The organism is Lentzea xinjiangensis, assembly GCF_900110955.1.
GTDB classification, from domain to species: Bacteria; Actinomycetota; Actinomycetes; order Mycobacteriales; family Pseudonocardiaceae; genus Lentzea; species Lentzea xinjiangensis.
Window position 1 is genome coordinate 1 of record NZ_FOFR01000041.1, and the last position, 18009, is coordinate 18009.

Consider the following 18009-nt stretch of genomic DNA (forward strand, 5'->3'; position numbering starts at 1 on the left):
ATTACGGGCGACCTACAACCGCTACGGCGGCGTCATGCACATGCTCGCCGCCCTCGATCTGACCACCGGCAAGATCCTCTACCGGATCCGGCCCCGCAAACGCCACAGCGAGTTCCTCGATCTACTCAAAACCCTGCGCGCCCGCTGGCCGGGCGAGAAGTCGTACCTGGTCATGGACAACTTCTCCCCGCACCGCCACCCCGACGTCCGCACATGGGCCGCCGGCAACCAGGTCGAGCTGGTGTTCCTGCCGACCTACAGCTCTTGGCTGAACTGGATCGAGGCCGAGTTCGCCGCGTTGCGCTACTTCGCTCTCAACGGCACCGATCACCGCAGCCACACCGAGCAGAACACCGCGATCGCGGCCTACATCCGCTGGCGCAACGCCCGTGCCAAGCCCAAGACCGGCTTCGCCACCGACTCACCCATCCGCACCTGGACCCATTACCCGGTCAACGTTGCGTGACGCACCACTAGTTGGCGGACCACAGGTCAACAGCGTGCTCATCCGCCACCTTCAAGCGGACAGGACAGTACCGCTCAATCCGCGTCTCCTGCGGATGGCCGCCGCCCACGACCTGACCGTCATCGTCGAGGACAACGTGACGACCGGTGGATTCGGCGCGTGCTTCGCTCACCAGGCCGTCACATCCCTCGCTCCGAGCAGGGTGTGTACGGTGTCGCTGCCGCACGCGTTCCTGCCCCACGGTCCACGCAACACCCTGCTGGCCGAAGCCGGGTTGGACGCCCAGTCGATCACCCAGACCGTTCTGGCCGGCCTGCGCTCCAGCTCCGGACATCCGCCTGACACGTCGGACAAGGCGCATGGGCGAACCCGACCACTGCGATCGGTTCGCTGAACCGACACGGCCGTGACCCACGCCCGAGTTGCACCACCACGTCCCCCGTTCTGGTGCCCGTTTCCCGGAAGACCGCATCCGTTGGCAGCACAACTGGTGGAAGACAGTGCCCGATGGGCACAGGACATGGGCCTGACCGTGCTCAACACCGTGATCCCGGGCATGACCACGGCAGGCGGCGTGTCAGGCCTCGGCCCTTACCTCGACTACGACGCCGGGGCGGAGGCTGCTCAACTGACGAGCGACTTCGTCGAGTGGTCCTTCGCCCTGGAGGCCGTCTCGCACCGTGGCACCACCCGGTCACGTCAGGAGGACTTCCCAATACTGGTCCAGCGGTTGCTCGGCGCCCTCCAGCACCCTCAAGCACGAATGGGCGCCGGCGATCCACTGTCGCGGGCACTGACGGACCTGTGGTGGCGCGTCGAGGAGCTGCACCCATCCGCCGTCCACTCCTGGTCGGCTCGGGTACGCAACCACATTGTGGCCAGATGGTGGGAGTACCAGTGCCGTTCTCGCCTCAGCATTCCCCCCTTCGGGCACTACGTGACCCGACGACGGGCCGGTGTGGCCGCTCTCTGCGTCCTCACCCTGCCCCGACATCCCGGGCTGCATCCTGGGCCGTGGGCAGTGCCCACCGTACGACGGCTCGCCCTGGCCGCAGTTGACGTCATCGGCCTGGACCACGACGTGGCGTTGTATCCCTTGTCGTTGCGCAGCGGCCCTTTCGCGGCGAACGCAGTCAACTGCATCGAGATGCGCGAAGGACACCCATGGGATGTCGCGGTCTACCAGACGGTCCGACGCCGGGATGAAATCATGGTCGCGTTCGTCAAGGGTTGCGAGCTCCTCGCTGCCGAAAACGACACTGCGGTTCGATCGCTGTCGCTGCGTCTGCAGGACTGCGTCAGCGGCCACATCGCCTGGCTACGCCGCACAGGCCTCCCTCGGCTACCGGTACGGAACCAACGTGCGGCACAGGCTTCCGATGACTGGTGACACGGGCAGCTCAACCAGACCGAATCGGCGTGAGCAGCGATTCCAGACCTGGGCAAGGGCGCCGGAGTTGCATGGTCGAACGCATCCTGCAAGGTTCGACCGTCGTGTAGACGAGCAGGTCGCGTATCACCACAAGTCGGTATCAATCGGCGCGAATCGCCGTTCGACGACGAGGGCGCTCCAGTGCCAATGCCACGTAGCTCAAGTTGATCTTGGTGTTGTGTGGATGGTCCGGCGTAGTGTCCTGATCGTCACGCCGAACGCTGGCGGTTGCTGTTCGTGGATGCGAGTGTGGCGTTGCCGGATCAGGTGTCGCTGGGTGTGCTGGTGACGGCGGTGCCGCGGGACGCGGTGGACGAGGCGATCGTGGTGTGCGGGGCAGGGGCGCGGCGGTCGGACGGGAAGTCGGGCCTGACCCGTTTTGACGGACACCTGAGATCAGGGGTTCTGCCCCTGGAAGGATGTCCCTATGAAGACCACGGGCTCGAACAAGCCCCGGCGTCCTCGTCGTGCGTTCACCAGGTCTCCTTCGCGAAGAAAGCCGTGACCCGCTTAAGGATCTCCACGTCTTCGCGCAGCCGGCGGTTCTCCCGCCGCAGCGCGGCCAGTTCGGCCTTCTCGTCGCTGCTCAGCCGGCCGTCGTCGCGGGTCCCGGCGTCACGCTCGGCCTGCCTGACCCACTCGCGCACAGCGGTCTCGGTCAGGTCGAAATCTTTCGCGACCTGCGCGATCGAGCGGTCACCACGCTGGCACTGCTCGACGATCTCCGCCTTGAACTCCGGGGTGAACGCACGACGAGGACGCCGGGGCTTGTTCGAGCCCGTGGTCTTCATAGGGACATCCTTCCAGGGGCAGAACCCCTGATCTCAGATGTCCGTCAAAACGGGTCAAGCCCAACTCATCATCGAGTACAGGTACGCCGCGTGACGTACAGCGATGACTTTTCGAGCGGCACAGGTTCACTTGATGATCACCGGTGCTTTGTGTCGTCGCGATGTCGGAGCCACCACCTGGACAGCCCCAATCCGCCCAGTGCCCCTAAAGCGTACTTGACCAGGCCCGAACCGGCTTTCTTCGCGCCTTGCGAATCGGTGGTGAACCTGGTCTCGCGTTTCGCCATGTCCCGCAGGACTCCCCTGGCTTGAGTGAAGCTGCTGTCCGAGGCGAGCATGAGTTCCAAAGCGCCGCGGGCCAGGTAGTTCTCGGAGAGCATCTCGCACGTCAGGTCCATCAGGATGCCGGTCAATTCCGTCCGCAGTACTTGAGCTGCCGACAACTCGGGTGCGAGGCAGCGGATCGAGCCTTCCATGTTGGCGAACGACTTGCCGAGGATGGGGATCATCGGGTGTGTCCTGATCCCCCGTCGCGTGGCGTAGCGCAGCAAGGTGGTGAAGGTGATCCCGAAGTTCAGCTCGTCCAGTGAGGCGGCTGCCACCCTGGGCACCAGGCTCACCACGTCGGATGTGAACCCCTCTATGTCGGCCCGTAGCGTGGCTTTGCCCATCTCGACCCATGCGGCCGCCGCGCCTTCCCCGTCGTTCTGGGCCATGTTGGACAACGTGAGCGCCAACTTCAGGCTGATCGACCGGTCGACTCGGCCGATCATGCCCCAGTCGATCAGCGAGGCGTGGCCGTCGGAATGGACAAAGACGTTGCCGGGGTGTGGATCGGCGTGGAAGGTCCGTCCGACGAAGTAGCAGTGATACATGTACGCCAGCAGGTCGTGGGCGACGGCCAACCGCTGGTCGGCGCCGAGGCTGGCCTTGCCGATGTCGCGGATGGAGCTCCCAGGGGCCATTCCCTGCACCAGGATCCGCGGTGTGGCCAGGAGCACCTCGGGCACGGTGAGCAGGTCGAATCCTTCGGCCATGCGTGCGCCCAACTCCATGTTCCGCGCTTCGACGCCGAAATCCAGCTCACCCGCCATCGCCTCGAAGATCACCTCGAGCACCGCGGCGATGTCGACGACCTCGTCGAACTGCGGCCGAGCTGTCGCCAGCAGACGGCCCGCCCTGCGCAGTACCGCCATGTCGGCGTGCACGATCGAGGCGATGCCGGGACGCTGCACCTTCAGCGCCGCGCTGCGGCCGTCAGCCAGGCGGACGCGGTACACCTGGGCGAGCGAGGCCGATCCGATCGGATGCTCGACGTCGATGTCGCGGATCCAGCGCCGCCAGCCGCGGCCCAGCTCAGCCTCCAGCACGGGTTCGAAGACTGTGAAGGGCGCTGCGCCGACGCGGTCGTGCAGGGCGCCCAGCTCGTCGATCGTCGCCTGCGAGACGAAGTCGGGGCGGGTCGACAGGATCTGGCCGATCTTGACGTAAAAGGGACCCAGCCCTTCGAGCGTCTCGCGTACGGCTCTGGCCCGCTGCCGCTGCCGGACAGCACCGCTGTCCGCCGTAGTGGCACGACCGACCTCGCCCACGAGCAGGCGCGCCAAAGCGCCGGCGAGCACGTGGGCGCGCCCTCGGCTCATCATCGCCCTCGATTCCACTTCGTCGGTCAAGGACTCGCCCACAGTCCGCCGGCACTTTCAAACCATAGCAAGAACCGAAGGGATAACACCCTGCCGAGCAACCTGGACAGAAGTACCCGGAACCTATGGCCTGGGCCTGACGCTCCGTCAACGCACGCAAGCGTTCAGGTGAGCCCCGGCACTCCAACGGCGGTTTACCACGCAACAGCGCCCCGCTTGAAATGTAAGGGTGCCGGGGAGTCAGCGCAGACGACTCACCGACACTTCGACCGGCGCACTGAAACGGAGGCACCGGCCGATAATGCCTGCTCCGAGCTGGGGCGTGCGCACGCCTGTTGCACTCGCACCGGTCCTGACTGGTGAAATGCGGATACCTTTTCTGCGGACACGGGCCCAGACGTTGTTTCACCATTCCAGCCCGACCCTATTCCGTTCGCGCCTGATAACAGCAGCCGACTCCACCGATGATCAGAAAAGGCATCATGACTACGACTGCTTCGATCGACCTCCTTGCCGAACGCGCAGTGCGGTGCGCGGAGCAAGCACAAGCGTCACTGGCGGAGTTGGTGGGATTGCTGGCCCAACTCAACGATGAACAGCAGGCCGCACAACCCGTACCGCACGAACGGCGGGAGGTCTCCACGAGCGGCAGCCGCTTGACCAACCAGGAACGTCGGGTGCTGACCCTGATGGCCGCCGGTCTACCCAACCGCAAGATCGCCGAAAGCCTGGAGCTCTCGGAGAAGACGGTCAAGAACTACGTGCACGGTGTGCTGATGAAGCTCAACGTCACCACCCGTACCGAGGCGGCGTCCAAGGCGCTGAGCGAACTCCTGGTCGACCCCGCCGAATGCCGTCGTGTCCGCCTGATGGGCACCACGGAGACCTCGTGCCAGCCCGACGCGGGAGCTGGGATTCGTCCGTCCGGCTTCGCCGCCCAGGCGCCGTGAGCGTGCTCGCCGATGGGTGATCGGCGTGGCCACCGCAGGCTGGCCACGCCGAACCCATCCGACTCACCTTGCCCGTCGTGGCCTCCTCCGCGGCGGATCGGCACGAGCGATCCCGAGGAGCGGCTCCAGCGGACCGGCTCGGCGGATGCCACCTCGGCTCGTCATCACCTCGACAAGGACCTCGGCCAGGACCTCGGCGGTGCAGTCCTCTCCGGTATCGCGGGTGCGAACCTGGAACCGCCTGCCCGAGCGCAGTCCGTCGACCAAGTCCGCGATGGCGATCGCATCCCGCGTGTCGCCGTCGCGCAGGGTGCCGTCCACCTCGCGGACGAGCCGGCGGCCGCCCCTGGAGGCCCTCGCGCTCACTTGCTCTGCTGCTGCTGCTGCCATGTCGGCTGCAGCGCCTGGATCAACCGGTCGATCTGTTGCCCGAGCCGGTCCAGTTGCTCCCGAAGGCCCTCCAGGTCCCTGTCCTCGTCGTTGTAGCGCACCGTCCTGCGCGACGTGCCGCGCCTGTCGCGGTCGTCGTAATCGTCGTCGCGGTCCAGCAAATCGTCGACGAACTCCTTGGTGTCGTCGACGATGTCGCTGAGGAACCCGGTGAGGCTCCCGCGTCGTCTGGTCCTGCTCCTCGTCATGGGCCGGTCTCCTCGTCTCGTAGTCGTCCGGTTGGGGTGGCTCGCGGAATCGGCGGACCACGCGGCCTGCCGGGACGCACGCGAGCCGTGCCCCACGGGGCCACACCGCCGAACACGGTGGGAGCGGTCTGCGTGCACTCAGCCGAGGGCGACATGCGCCCGGCGGAGGTCGATGTCGAACTCGGCCGCGAAAGCGAGGAACCACCTCGGCCAGGCGGCGGGCGCTAGTTCACCGCCGTGCTCCCCCGAGCGGTGCCGCATGACGGCGATCACCTGCCGTCCCCGGGCGACGAGCTTGTCTCCGTCCGGAGACCGGCGGTGGTACTCGAAGATCAGTTCCACGGTGTTGAGCCGCACGGGTCCGAAGACCAGCCGCACCAGGACCAGGTCCAGGAGCCGCAGGTCGTCCAGGTATTCACACGAACAGGAGGCTGTCACCAGCGCCAGCCCGTTCCTCAATTCGTCCTGTAGTTGGGGTGCGTACTGCATCAGGCACCGCTCACGGCACTCCCCTTGCCACAGAACGAATGCGGCGAAGTAGACGTTGCCCATCGCGTTGGTGTCCTGCAGGGTGACGATCTTCTCCATCTCATACGGCTTGGAGAGCGTCATGCTGGCGGGCCTCCTCCGTCGATGATGTCGGTCCGGCCGGCAGGACTGTTCCCGGTGCCACTACCGACGCCAGTGGCACCGCGGCCACCACCAGACCTTCGGCGTGGTGCAGTTCGGCGACCACCTCACCATCCGGCGCGGTGGCCACGCACACGTCTTGGTCGGCGAAGTAGGTGAGGTCCAGCCCCGTGGAATACCGGCGCATGAGTTCGAGGTCGTTGCCGCACACCGGATAGTGCAACCTGCTGATCCGTTGCGGCACCTTGACGGAGACGTGGTCGTCCCCAGTCAGCCTGAGCAGGCTCAACTGACCCATGGCGTCGATGAGCGTCACCGTTTCGGGGATGGCGCCGAAGAACTCCGCGGGATCGGTTCGGCAGATCCACCGGCAGGTGTTGGCATCGGGGTGGAGCCGGATGTCGAACAAGGTGTCGAGTATTCCGGTGACCTGCACCGGTGATTCCGCCACGGCGTACGGGTTCCGCACCAGGCGCACGGCCGAGGTCATGTCGGGCCTGTCGCGCCGGATTCCGGACGGGGGCAGCCGGGGGCCGAAGACCGCGGTGAGGGCGCAGTGTCGTCGGTCCCGCCGGAGCACCCTGCCCCGGCTGTCGACCAGGTCGGAGGTGCACGACACGCGCACCCGCCGCTCGTCCTCCTGCTCAACGTGCAGCGAGAACAGCGGCTCCGCGCGGCAGAGGTCGGTGAACATGAACTCGGAGAAGACCAGGTCTTGGAGCACCGACACAGACCTGTGGTCCGTTCGGAGGCGCTCGGCCGCGGTTAGGGCCAAGGAGGAGAACAGTGCCGCCGGGATGACGCAGCGGCCGCGGTAGACGTGGTCGAGCAGGTACTGGTCGCGCCCAGGATCGGGCCTGCACTCCCACAGCGCGTAATTGTCGCGGCGCTCGACCAGGGCGGATCCGATCGGCTTGAGCGAGTCGGGCGGGCTGGTGGCCGTGGACAGCAACCGGGAGAGATGGGCGCGTTCGCTTCTTCCGACATAGACGGATGTGGCTTCGGGATTGGCGTCGGCGGCGAGTTCGGCGGCGAAGTGCCGGACCCCTTCAGCGGTGGGCATCCCGCTCAGCGCCCCACGCCGGGAGATCACCTTGCGCAGCGAGGGTTCTGCGCCGATCCCCACGTCGCGCCACAGGCTCCAGCACACCGTGGTTTCCTCGTGACCGTCGAGAGTTCTGGCACGATGTGCCGAGGAGAGCAGGAACTCGTTCGCGGCGGCGTAGTCGACCTCTCCTTCCCCGCCGAGCACCGCAACCAGGGAGCCGAAGCTGTACCAGCGCCGGGGCCGCAGATCGGCCAGTGCGCGCTTGAGGGCGACGTAACCCAGCACCTTCACGTCCCGGACTTCGCGGAAGTGCGCCAGCGTCTTCGTCGCCAGCCGGCCTGCGTGGTTGCGGCCCGCCCCGTGCACCACGATGTCGACGCGACCGTCCTCAGCGCGGATCCGGTCGACGAGCGCCGCGACGGCGGCCTCGTCCCGCAGGTCGCAGGGGGCGTACCGGATCCGGTTCGATCCGGCGAGCCGTTGCAACCTCCGCACGTTCGCCAACGCCTCACGGCTGTGCCACAGGTCGTCGAAGCGCCGAACCAGGTCCGGGAGCCGCCGATCGGGGTCTTCCGCCCGCCAGGCCGAGAGGTACTTGTTTCGCAGGAGCACCTGTGCGGATTCCTGCGCGTCGGCGATGTCATCGGGCACGTCGTCCAGCGCGACGGTACCGACCAGCCACAGCTTGGCCTGGGTGCTGGCCGCGAGCAGGGCCATCGTCTCCGCCGTGATGCCCCTGGCACCGCCGGTGGCCAGGACAACGCACTCGTCCTCGCGTAACAGGCCGGTGTCCTTCACAGCGGGAAGCGGTGCGGGTCGCAGGCACTCGACGTGCCTGCGACCCGATCGGTAGCGGACGACGGTGCGTGCACGGCTGGTGCGGGACTCGCGTTCCCACTCGTCGAGGGCGGTTCCGAGATCGCCGTCGGAAACCACGGCCAGCACCGGTGCGCCGTCGAGTTCGAAGACCAGGGAACGGGCGAGACCGGTGAACAGCGCCAGGTCGGGGTGTACGTCGAAGTTGATCAGGCGGTCGAGCAGCACCATACCGACCGAACCCTGCCCCGCCCGCCCGCCGAACCTCTTGAGCAGGAGGAAAACCAGGTCCTGCAACCGAAGCAGGGCCGGCGAAGGGGCGGAAACCCCAGCCACGGGGTCGGGTGCCCGCGTCACCACCCGGATGTGCGGCTGAGCCGTGACGAGGTCGTCGAGCACGTCGGAGATCGCGTCCGCGTCGGCGAACTCGGCGACCTGCAGCGCACCCTCCGGTGCGCGCAGACCCCCTGTCGTCACCAGGACCGCCTGCGCTCGGTGGACTTGGTCGGCGAGGTCGCGCGCCAGGTCGTCGGAGTCGGTCAGGACGATCCCGCCGCGCGGGATCACCGGGAGTCCTGCGCCGGAGGCCGCCTCGTCCTCACGCCGAATCTTCAGCACGTGCCGGGCGGCGATGTCGGCGCCGGGCGGCTCGGTGACCTCGCGTTCCTCATCGCGCGCCCGCGGAGGTCGTCCGGTTTCACCGGTGCGGCGCACCACGATCGCAGGATGGGTGCCCCGTCCGGGCAGGCGCAGAGCGGGCATGCCCACGCACAGGCCACGCAGCAGCGCGAGGGCGTTGTCACCGCCGAGGTAGCTCTGTTCACCAGCAGCAGACCCCCATTCGACTTCTGGAATCGTCATCTCTTCGTTCTCATAGGTGCTGTCGATCCCGGCGAGCACCGGCCACCCGTGTTCGCGAGCGGTCGAGGCGCGGCTCAGCATGAACAGGAATGCGCCCTCGGCGACCCCTGCCTCCGCCCTGCCGAACGTCTCCGCTCCTGACCAGGTGCTGTTTCCGTTGATCCCCAGCACGAGGGCCACGTCGAGTTCTCCGAAGCGCAGGTATTGCGCGGCGACGTGCAGGCCCGCGTTGAGCGAGGCATGACCGGAGCTCACGGTCATGCAGGCGCCGTTGAGGTCGAAGCGGTTGGCGACGCGCGACGGGATGACGTTGGTGAGCACGCCCGGCATGGAGTCGTCGTTGGACGGGGGGACGCGATCGCGCAGCCTGCTCATCGCGTCGTCGAAGGACTGCCTGGTCGCCGCCATCTCCACGTCGTCAGAGCCGCTGCGCAGCGCGCTGTCGACCGAGCCCGCGGTCACCCGCAGGGTGTAGTCCACCAGTGATCGTGGTGGGCCGCTGTGCGCCGCGATCACTCCCGTTCGTTCCCTCAGTCCCGTCCAGAGCTCGCCGTGTTCGGCCACGAACGCGTGCGTCGCGCTGACCGCCATGAGTTGGCACCGGTCGATCGTCCGGGCCGTGATCGGCGGCAGCGGCAGCTGGCGCAGGGGCGGCGCCGGGTAGTCCGGTCCGAAGGAGCGCCGCGGCCCCGGCCCGCTGCCCGCCAGCCACCGCCGGAGATCGTCCTGGGTGAAGTCGCCGGGCAAGTGGCTGCTCCAGCCGACAAGGACGATCTCGTCGGAGCTCGGTTCGGGCGCGGACCGGATGGTGCTTTCCGGCGCAGGTGTGGTGTCGCGGACGAGCAGGTGCGCGTTGGTGCCGCCGAACCCGAAACCGGAGAGGCCGGCCGTGCGCGGTCTCGGGCCGGTGGGCCAGGCGGCGGGGCCACAAGGAACGCGGATCCGGCTCTCGTCTATACCGGGGGGAAGGGCGGTGAAGTAGGGCTGACCGGGGATCCGGTCGTGGCGCATGGCCAGCAGGGTGTGGATCAACGAGATCACACCGGCCACCCAGCCCCCGTGGCCGACGACCGCCTTGTTGGACGTGCACAGCACGCCCTCGTCCGAGGCGAGTTCCGCGAGGGTCGACAGCTCGACCCTGTCCCCCACCGGGGTCCCGGTGCCGTGCCCCACGATCCAATCAACCTCTTCGGGGCGGACGTCGTTGACGGCGCGGGCGCGGGTGACGGCCAGCCGTTGCCCTCGCGCGTCCGGTGCCGAGATGGCCTTGCCGCGCCCGTCGGAGGAGCTGCCGAACCCGGCGACCAGCCCGAGGACGGGGTCACCGTCCTCTTGCGCCTGCCGGAGCCGCTTGAGCGCGACGACAGCCGCGCTCTCGCTGAACAGCACTCCGTCGGCGGCTTCGTCGAAGGAACGCACCTGCCCGCTGGTGGACAGTCCGCGCAACTTGGCGAACAACACCATGTCGCGCCGGACTCCGGAGTTCACACCACCGCAGTAGGCGATGTCGCAGTTCCCGGTGAGCAGGTCCTTGACCCCCAAGTCCACGGAGTAGACAGACGAGGCGCAGGCGGTGTCGACGATGAGCTGGACGGTGTCGTCGGGGAGAATGCCGGAAATGGCACGCCGGACGACATTTTCCGGGGTTGCGGGCGCGAGGGTGCTGCGTGCGGCGCGGAAGTGCTCGTCGAGCACGCGCTCCACCCGGCGGCGGTGCGCCGCGCTCCCGCCCGCAGCGTCGGCCGCGCGCAGCACCGCGGACTTGAGGATCGTTTCCTCCAGGGTCCGGATGCCTCCCGGCCACGCACCGATGTAGCAGGCGTGCCGGTAACCCGGACGGTTCCGGACGGTGTCCCGCGCCTGAAGGACGCTGTGCCGCAGCCACGACACGGCACCGTCGTGGTCCGGATCGCCTCCCGAGGCGATCTCCTCGGCGAGCCGGGGGTGCGGGACGAAGTTCCGGATGCTGCCGTACGCCCGGCAGTAGCTGCGGTCCTCCGCTCGCGGGTCCGGCGAGTAGATGCCCTCGACGTTGAAGGACGATGGGCTGGAGAACTGGTGCTCGCCGCGGTTGAGCAGGGTCCAGAACTCCTCCGGGTCGTTGGCTCCGGGCACGGCCAAGCCCATCCCGACGACCGCGACGAGGCGGTCCGGGTCCCCCACGGCGACCTCCCGCACACGCGGCGCGGCGCCCGCCGGCTTTCCGGGGTCCTGGGTCTGCTGCTGCCGTGCCCCCTCCTGCCCGGTGCCCTCGCTTCCCGCGTCGACGTCCGCGTCCGCGGCGACAGCGGGTCTGAGTCCGACGCGCACGCCGGGGGTGCGCTCGGTCCAGGCGGGTGGACGGCCGTCGGGCACGGTCAGCATCCGCTGCCCGAGGGTCATCCCCCCGTCGACCACCAACGTCTGACCTGTGATCGACGCGGCGCGCGGGGAGGCCAGGAAGACCACCGCGTCGGTCAGGTCCTGTTCCGACGGCCGCCGCAGCGGCGTTGCCGCGTCGCACAGCTCCTGCACCTGCCGGGCGTTGGGGAACGCGTCCGCCACGGGGTTGTGCAGCAGCGATCCGGACGCTGTGTTCACCCGGATACCGCTGGGCCCCAGCTCGGCGGCGAAGTAACGCGTGAGCGCCTCGAGTGCGGCCTTGGACGAGCCGACCACCGCGTAGGCCCCGAGTGCGTGCGTCGACCCGATCGACGACAGGTTGACGATGGCCTTGCCGCTGCCTGCCTCCAGCAAGGGGATGGCGTGTTCCATGCACCAGCGCACACCGTGCACGTTGGTCCGGTAGGTCTTCTCCCATTCCAGGTCGGTGAGCTCGTCCAAGTCCCGCAGCACGCCCTGGGCGGCGTTGTTGACCAGGACGTCGATCCGGCCGTGCCGCTTCCGGATCGCGGCGAACATCTCCCGCACGGACTCGCGCTTGGCCACCGAGGCACGGATCGTCTCCCCCGATCCCCCGGCCGAGCGGATGACCTCCACCGTGGCCGCCGCGGCCTCGGGCGAGTGGAAGTAGTTGACGATGACGTGCGCGCCGCGGCGGGCGAACTCCAGGGCGGTCGCCCTGCCGACGTTGCGGCCGCCGCCGGTGACGAGAACGATCCGGTCGGCGAACTCCTGATCCATGATTGACCTCGGCTGCTCGGGTTTGTCCACGGTCACGCGGCTTTGGCGGCGTCGTCGTCCAACCGGCGCAGGAAGGTGGCGAGGTCCGGCAGCGTGGCGAACAAGCCGGGCCGGATGTCAGAGGGCGGCGTCGCCAGGTTGTAGCGGTCCAGGACGATCGTGAAGAGCTCGATCTGCTTGACCGAGGAGATGCCCAGGTCCGCTTCGAGGTCCACGTCGTCGGTCAGGACGTCCAACGGGTAGCCGAGCTGCTCCGCGAAGATCTGCCGCAGTTCGTCGATCAGGACATCGGCTTCGGGCAGCCGGCCGTTCGCCTTGAGCGCGACCGGGGTGGTCTCCGGCTCGGCGGCCGCGGGGACGGCGGGCGTTTCCGGCACGGAGCCTGCCGCGGACTCGTCGTGCGGGGCGACGGGCGCGTCAGCGGAGGCGTCGAAGAGCGCGTGCACGTCGGCCTTGGCAGCCCTTCGCGTAAGCGGCGCCAGAAAGTCGACCGAATTCGGCGTCGTCCGGCGGGCCAGGTCCACCAGGATCGACTTGGCGCCGCACTCGACGAACCGGTCCACGCCATCGGCCAGCACCTCGAACACGGCTTTGCGGAACCACACGGGCTGGACGAGATGGTTGCGCACCACCGCGCGGGCGTCGTCGACCGAGGCAATCGGTCGCCCCAGGATCGGTGAGAACACGGGGGTATGGCCCAGGTGGAACTCGACCCCATCGACGACCTCGCGGAACGACTCGGTCACACCCGCCAGCAACGGTCCGTGGAACGGGTAGGGCGCTCGCAGCCGGGTCGAGGTGACCTCCATCGCGGCAAGGACCTTCTGCGCCGTTGCGAGGCTGTCCTCGGAGCCGGAGATCACGGTCTGTCCGGGTGCGTTGTCCGCCGCCATCGCCGCGGTCGCGTCACCCATCATGCCGATCAGCCCCTCGGTGCGGCGCACCCCCAGTTCGACCGCGAGCAGCCCACCGCGCGGTGAGTGCGCCCTGAGGTGCGCCTCCCGCTCGCAGAGCAGGCGGAGGCCGTCCTCGAGGGCCAGCCAACCGCCTGCCGTCAACGCGGCGATCTCTCCCTGGCTGTGGCCGATCAGGACATCGGGGCGCAGCCCTTCGGCGCGCAGGAACGCGTGCAGCGCCGTCGAGGTGGTGAAGATCGCCAACCACAGCGTCGAAGGCGCGTCCGTCATCGCCCGCTGCTGAGGGGAGCGACTGTCGGTGAGCACGGATCGGATGTTGCCGTGACCGTAGCCAGAGGCGACTGCATCCGCCCGTCGGAGTGTCTCGGAAACGGGTCCCTCGTCCGCGAGATCACGCAGTATGCCGGGAACGAACGAACCTTGCCCCGGAAACAGGAAAGCGGTTTTCACCATAGTCTGCGGAACCTTTTCTAGAGGCATTGACGATCGGCTTACAGCACCATTGCGCGCCGAGTGTGACCGTACAAGGAAAGTTCCGGCGGACGGACCACCGATTTTCTTTGTTCCGCACCACGGAACGACCGTTGACCAGGTCGAGCCGAACTGCTTAGCGTGACGACGTTGCCAAATCGGGACTACGGGGTCCAGCCGGACCAATCGAGGAGAGGGTCGATGATGGGCGCCAAAGAACGGCACCTGCGTTTTGTGGAGGAAGTGTGGCTGAACTCGAACACCGATATCGTGCGCGAGGTCGTGCACGACACTTTCGTGGCGCACGACCCCATCGCGCGGGACGTGCACGGACCCGGAGAGTTCAAGATCTTTCTCCAGATGATGCTGACCTCGTTCCCGGACCAGACCATGGAGGTCCGCGACGTCATCCAGGAGGGTGACCGGACGGCGCTGCGCTGGCACAGCACCGGAACCCACACCCGCAACGAACTCTTCGGCATCCAGCCTTCGGGCCGGCAGTACTCGACCTATGGGCTCACCTTCGTCGACTGGCGGGACGACCGGATGGTGGAGCTCTGGTTCGCCTACGACCTGCACGACCTGCTCCAGCAACTCGGCAAGCAGGAGTGACCGCCGACCCGAACGCCGATCACCTCGGCTGTCGGACGGACCGCTCGTCCGGCGCCTCCGGATGCCCCCGGGCGACACTCCTCGGTGGGCGGACCGGCCGCACCGCGATCGAGGCGGCGCGCGCGGTCGAACGCAGGGAGGAGATCACGAGGCCGGGATCGCCCGCGCCGGCAGGACTGCTCACGGCGATGGCAGCGACGGCGTGGCCTTTCTGGTCCAGGACAGGCGCCGCCACCGTGCAGACACTCCTGTCCGGCGCGTCCCAGCCGACTGCGACGCCGTGCTGGCGGATGCGAACGAGGTCCTGGTGCAACGACAGCTCGGGACAGGAGCGCGCCGAGTACGCCAGAAGCACTGTTCCGCCCACCGTGCGCGCGGCGCGGGCCCTGTCGGCGAGCCGGAGCGCGAGCACGACCGAATCGTGTCCGCAGAGCTTCTCCGCGGACACGACGTAGGCGCCACGCAGGACGCACAACTGCACCACTGCCCGAGTCTGGTGGTAAAGGTCCTGCAACCACGGCTGGAGCAGGACCCGTAACCGTCTCGGGTCCGGCACCCGCATGGACTCGCCCAGCTCCAGGCCCCTGACGCCCAGCTGGTACTTGCCGTTCCACCGCTCCACGAGGAGGTACTTCTGCAATGTCTGCAACAGCCGGTGCGCCGTCGACTTCGGCAGGCCACTGCGCCGGGAAAGCTCGGCCACCCCCAGCGGCCCGCCTTCGGCGGCAAGCGTTTCCAGCACTACGATCAACTTCTCGGCCGCACACAAAGCATTGTGATCCATTCACTACTCCCGTCGCGACAACGAAACTCGTGGAACTGTTCCGATCACCATTCTTCCCGCGAGGGTTCAGCCGCACTTGTCGTACATGCCTTGGCGGTTACCGGTATTCGCACGAAAATAATTCTACTTCCGCCCGATGAGAACGACTATGGTTCGCTCGTTCCGGTCACTAGGGTTCGATTCGTTTTCCGGTCGGGGGCGTCGACCGACTGCACAACTCCTGCCCACCGGCGGCCGGACCACTCGGCCTGGACCGAAATCCCCCGCACCTGCGAACCACACCGGTGCCCACCCGGCCGTCCGGATCGCTCGGGCAGAACCAACCGGCCGCCACCGCGAGGAGTGAAAATGGGTTCGCACGACTTGGCCGGCGTGAGCACAGGCGCCCCCGGCGCTCCCGAGGCGGTCGAATCCCCGGACAGTGGCCGCAGCGTGCTCGACCGGCTCGGCACGTGGCCCGCCGGTGACTGGCAGCGGTGCTCGTGGCCGCGCATCAGCCGCTCGACCCGTTTGCGCGACACCCGGATCCCGCGGCGGCGCAGGGTGGCGTGCACCCGCGGGCTGCCGTAGGTACCGCCGGAGGTGGTGTGGATGTCCACGATCTCGGCCACCAGCTCCTCGTCCTGCCGCTGCCGCGGTGACGGGTCTGCCTGGCGCTGGCCCCAGCCGTAGTAGGTGGAGGAGGCGATGCCGAGGACCCGGAGGATGGGCTCGACCCCGAAGCGGCCGCGAAGCTGCGCAACGAGCTTCACGACCGTCGCCGGGTCGGGTCGAGTTCCGAGGCGAAAAAAGCACTCGCGGCCTTGAGGATCCCGTTGGCGCGCTTGAGTTCCGCGTTCTCCCGCCGAAGCCTGCGCAGCTCCTCCGACTCGCTGGTCGTGGTCCGGTCGTCCGCTCGCCTCGGTCGGCCTCGTCCTGCCGGATCCAGTTACGCAGTGCTTCGTGATGCACCCCGAGCTGCTCGGCCAGCCGGCGGATCACCGGCTTCGGATCCGACCCCCGATACAGCCGGACCGCACGAGCCCTCAGCTCGTCGGGGTACTTCTTCGGTGCTGCCACGGACGACTCCCTTCAGGTCCTATCGGACCATGCTTGAAAGTCTCCGAGCTACCGGGGGAACCTCAGAGAGTGTGACGTGCCGATACCAGGCCTGGTAGCCGCGAACCTGGTAGTGGTCCAGCCCGGTCTCGTTCTTCGCGGCCTGGAAGCACTCCTCGACCGCCCATCGCGCTCCCGCAACGCCCACCAGGTGTGGCAGGGTGGTGCCGGCCGGGCCGAAGCAGATGTAGTAAGCGATGTCGGACGGATCGGAGACGCTGCGTCTGGCCAACAACCAGTGACCCCACCCCGGCCGGCAGGGCGGGCGGATGTCGACCGCGGCCCAGTCCGCCACTCGAGGTCCCTTCGTTCCCACGCTGGCCGCAAGGCGTTCCCATGCGGTGTCGGGCAACTCGGCGACCAGTCGGTGGACGCGGACCTCGAGCAACCCGGATGACACCGCCACCGCGTTCTTCGGCACCGCCACCACATGCGGGATGTCCAGGCCCTCCAGCCACAGCCGGAACATCGTGTCGTTGCCGTAGATCTCATCCGCGGTCACCCACCCGAACAGCACCTCCGCCTCCAGCGCACGTTCAATCATGCGACGGGCGAGCATCTGCTTGGTCGCGAACCCGACCTCGTCGCCGATTCCCGCCGCGCGACACCGCTCCCGGTTCTCGGTCCAGTCCTTCGGCAGGTACAACTCCCGGTCGATCAACGCCCGCCCGCGCGGCGAGGCATAGGCCAGAAACACCCCGATCTGCGAGTTCTCGATCCGCCCCGCCGTCCCCGAACACTGCCGCCCCACCCCGGCAGACTTGGCGCCTTTCTTGAGGAAACCGGTCTCGTCCACGATCAGCACGCCGTTCCCGGCATCGCCTATCGCCTCAGCCACTGCGCCTCGGACATCGTCACGCAGCCCATCGGTATCCCAGGCGTAGAAGTTCAGCAGCCTTTGCATGCCCTCCGGACCGGCGTCACCAGCGGCCTCCGCCAGCGTCCAGCCGTTCTTCCGCTCTACCGCGGAAAGCAAACCGCTGACATACCAACGCATGCGCCGCCGCGACTCAACACGCGGGAACGGGCCCGCGAACCGACCCAGGAACGCATCGAAGCCCGCCGGCCAGGCCGAGTGCGACGCGTGGCGTCACGCTGCTTCCCCGGTGGCCCGACGTACGGGCCACCGGGGAAACCCGGTCAGACGATGGTCAGCGTGATGGGGCCGGACTCGCTGGTGACGCCGGAGCCCAGGCAGTCGAGGAGGTTCAGCGTCACGAGGGTGGTCACCTGGACCACCTTGCTGCCCTCGAACAGTCCCGCGGTGACTATGCCGGTCTCTGTGCGCACGTCTGGCCGCCGACGTTCGTGATGGTTCGGGTGTAGCTGTACTCGCTCTTCTGGCCCGTGCTCCACTCGATCTCCCGGGTGCCCGTGCCGGGCTCCGCCAGGGTCTGGCACGACAGGGTCGTGACACGTCGTTCCTCGGTCACGCCGAAAGTCACCTGCGGGTTGCTCAGGGAGATGCACGGCGCGAAATGGCGTGTCAGGTGCACATGGACCGGCCGTTCGGTGAGGGTGAGACCTGGGTTGTACGTGGTGATCTGCGTGCCCCCGCAATTGACGTCGCCACCGCCCACGGCGTTCGCGGGCGTGGTCACGCCACACAGCACCCCCACGGCGAGCGCGGTCGCACTCAGCGAAGCGGCGATCCGGTTCCTGGTCATGACGGTGCTCCTGTTCTGAGATGCGGACGCCGGTGAACCCGAGTGATCCGCTCGTGGCTCAG

Annotated in this window: 16 protein-coding genes and 1 pseudogene; 5 read left to right on the forward strand and 12 right to left on the reverse strand. The window is 67.9% G+C overall.

All coding sequences use genetic code 11. The annotated features are described in order from the left end of the window. The 3 genes from BMW88_RS40235 to BMW88_RS40245 all read left to right on the forward strand — a co-directional run. Nucleotides 1–466: transposase (locus BMW88_RS40235; RefSeq protein WP_177221673.1), on the forward strand; the 466-nt coding region annotated here is incomplete at its 5' end. 34 nt (nt 467–500) lie between these two features. Further along, nucleotides 501–860: a transketolase C-terminal domain-containing protein gene (locus BMW88_RS40240; RefSeq protein ID WP_143116512.1), complete on the forward strand. Its 360-nt coding sequence runs from the start codon at nt 501–503 to the stop codon at nt 858–860. A gap of 81 nt (nt 861–941) precedes the next feature. Then, the gene (locus BMW88_RS40245; protein WP_143116513.1) at nt 942–1856 is read left to right on the forward strand and encodes a terpene synthase family protein; all 915 of its coding nucleotides are present in this window, start codon (nt 942–944) and stop codon (nt 1854–1856) included. Nucleotides 1857–2371: 515 nt separating this feature from the next. Here the strand turns inward: BMW88_RS40245 and BMW88_RS40250 are convergent. Further along, the gene (locus BMW88_RS40250; protein WP_089962367.1) at nt 2372–2689 is read right to left on the reverse strand and encodes a transposase; all 318 of its coding nucleotides are present in this window, start codon (nt 2687–2689) and stop codon (nt 2372–2374) included. Between the two features lie 137 nt (nt 2690–2826). Further along, the gene (locus BMW88_RS40255; RefSeq protein WP_218148405.1) at nt 2827–4362 is read right to left on the reverse strand and encodes an ABC1 kinase family protein; all 1536 of its coding nucleotides are present in this window, start codon (nt 4360–4362) and stop codon (nt 2827–2829) included. A 434-nt stretch (nt 4363–4796) separates the two neighbouring features. Here BMW88_RS40255 and BMW88_RS44395 point away from each other — a divergent pair, with 434 nt between their 5' ends. Next, nucleotides 4797–5282, forward strand: coding sequence for a LuxR C-terminal-related transcriptional regulator (locus tag BMW88_RS44395; protein ID WP_089962371.1), 486 nt, complete (start codon nt 4797–4799; stop codon nt 5280–5282). Between the two features lie 63 nt (nt 5283–5345). Here BMW88_RS44395 and BMW88_RS40265 read toward each other — a convergent pair whose 3' ends face one another. The 5 genes from BMW88_RS40265 to BMW88_RS40285 form a co-directional block, all read right to left on the reverse strand. After that, a complete protein-coding gene (locus BMW88_RS40265; RefSeq protein WP_143116514.1) occupies nt 5346–5603 on the reverse strand; it encodes a polyhydroxyalkanoate synthesis regulator DNA-binding domain-containing protein in 258 nt (85 codons plus the stop codon). 41 nt (nt 5604–5644) lie between these two features. Continuing rightward, a complete protein-coding gene (locus BMW88_RS40270) occupies nt 5645–5920 on the reverse strand; it encodes a hypothetical protein (RefSeq protein ID WP_089962377.1) in 276 nt (91 codons plus the stop codon). 138 nt (nt 5921–6058) lie between these two features. Continuing rightward, on the reverse strand, nt 6059–6532 hold the full coding sequence (locus BMW88_RS40275; RefSeq protein ID WP_143116515.1) for an acyl-CoA thioesterase: 474 nt from the start codon (nt 6530–6532) through the stop codon (nt 6059–6061). Then, nucleotides 6510–12398 carry an SDR family oxidoreductase gene (locus BMW88_RS40280; RefSeq protein ID WP_089962384.1) on the reverse strand — a complete coding sequence of 1963 codons (5889 nt, stop codon included), beginning with the start codon at nt 12396–12398 and terminating at the stop codon, nt 6510–6512. The genes BMW88_RS40275 and BMW88_RS40280 overlap by 23 nt, the downstream gene beginning before the upstream one ends. A 32-nt stretch (nt 12399–12430) precedes the next feature. After that, complete coding sequence (locus BMW88_RS40285; RefSeq protein WP_089962388.1) at nt 12431–13795, reverse strand: acyltransferase domain-containing protein; 1365 nt, start codon at nt 13793–13795, stop codon at nt 12431–12433. A 192-nt stretch (nt 13796–13987) separates the two neighbouring features. Between BMW88_RS40285 and BMW88_RS40290 the strand changes: the two genes are divergently transcribed. Continuing rightward, nucleotides 13988–14398, forward strand: a complete 411-nt coding sequence (locus BMW88_RS40290) for an ester cyclase (protein ID WP_089962390.1) — start codon at nt 13988–13990, stop codon at nt 14396–14398. 19 nt (nt 14399–14417) lie between these two features. On the opposite strand, the gene BMW88_RS40295 is transcribed toward BMW88_RS40290, so the two are convergent. From BMW88_RS40295 to BMW88_RS40315, 5 genes and pseudogenes are all read right to left on the reverse strand, one after another. Then, complete coding sequence (locus tag BMW88_RS40295) at nt 14418–15167, reverse strand: IclR family transcriptional regulator (protein ID WP_177221674.1); 750 nt, start codon at nt 15165–15167, stop codon at nt 14418–14420. A gap of 161 nt (nt 15168–15328) precedes the next feature. Beyond that, complete coding sequence (locus tag BMW88_RS44620) at nt 15329–15934, reverse strand: IS3 family transposase (RefSeq protein WP_089962396.1); 606 nt, start codon at nt 15932–15934, stop codon at nt 15329–15331. A 151-nt stretch (nt 15935–16085) separates the two neighbouring features. After that, nucleotides 16086–16241 (reverse strand): annotated as a pseudogene (locus tag BMW88_RS44625) (transposase); the annotation flags it as partial. 19 nt (nt 16242–16260) lie between these two features. Then, nucleotides 16261–17325 carry an IS701 family transposase gene (locus tag BMW88_RS40310; RefSeq protein WP_089962400.1) on the reverse strand — a complete coding sequence of 355 codons (1065 nt, stop codon included), beginning with the start codon at nt 17323–17325 and terminating at the stop codon, nt 16261–16263. 223 nt (nt 17326–17548) lie between these two features. Beyond that, nucleotides 17549–17947 carry a hypothetical protein gene (locus BMW88_RS40315; protein ID WP_089962403.1) on the reverse strand — a complete coding sequence of 133 codons (399 nt, stop codon included), beginning with the start codon at nt 17945–17947 and terminating at the stop codon, nt 17549–17551. Nucleotides 17948–18009: the final 62 nt, after the last annotated feature.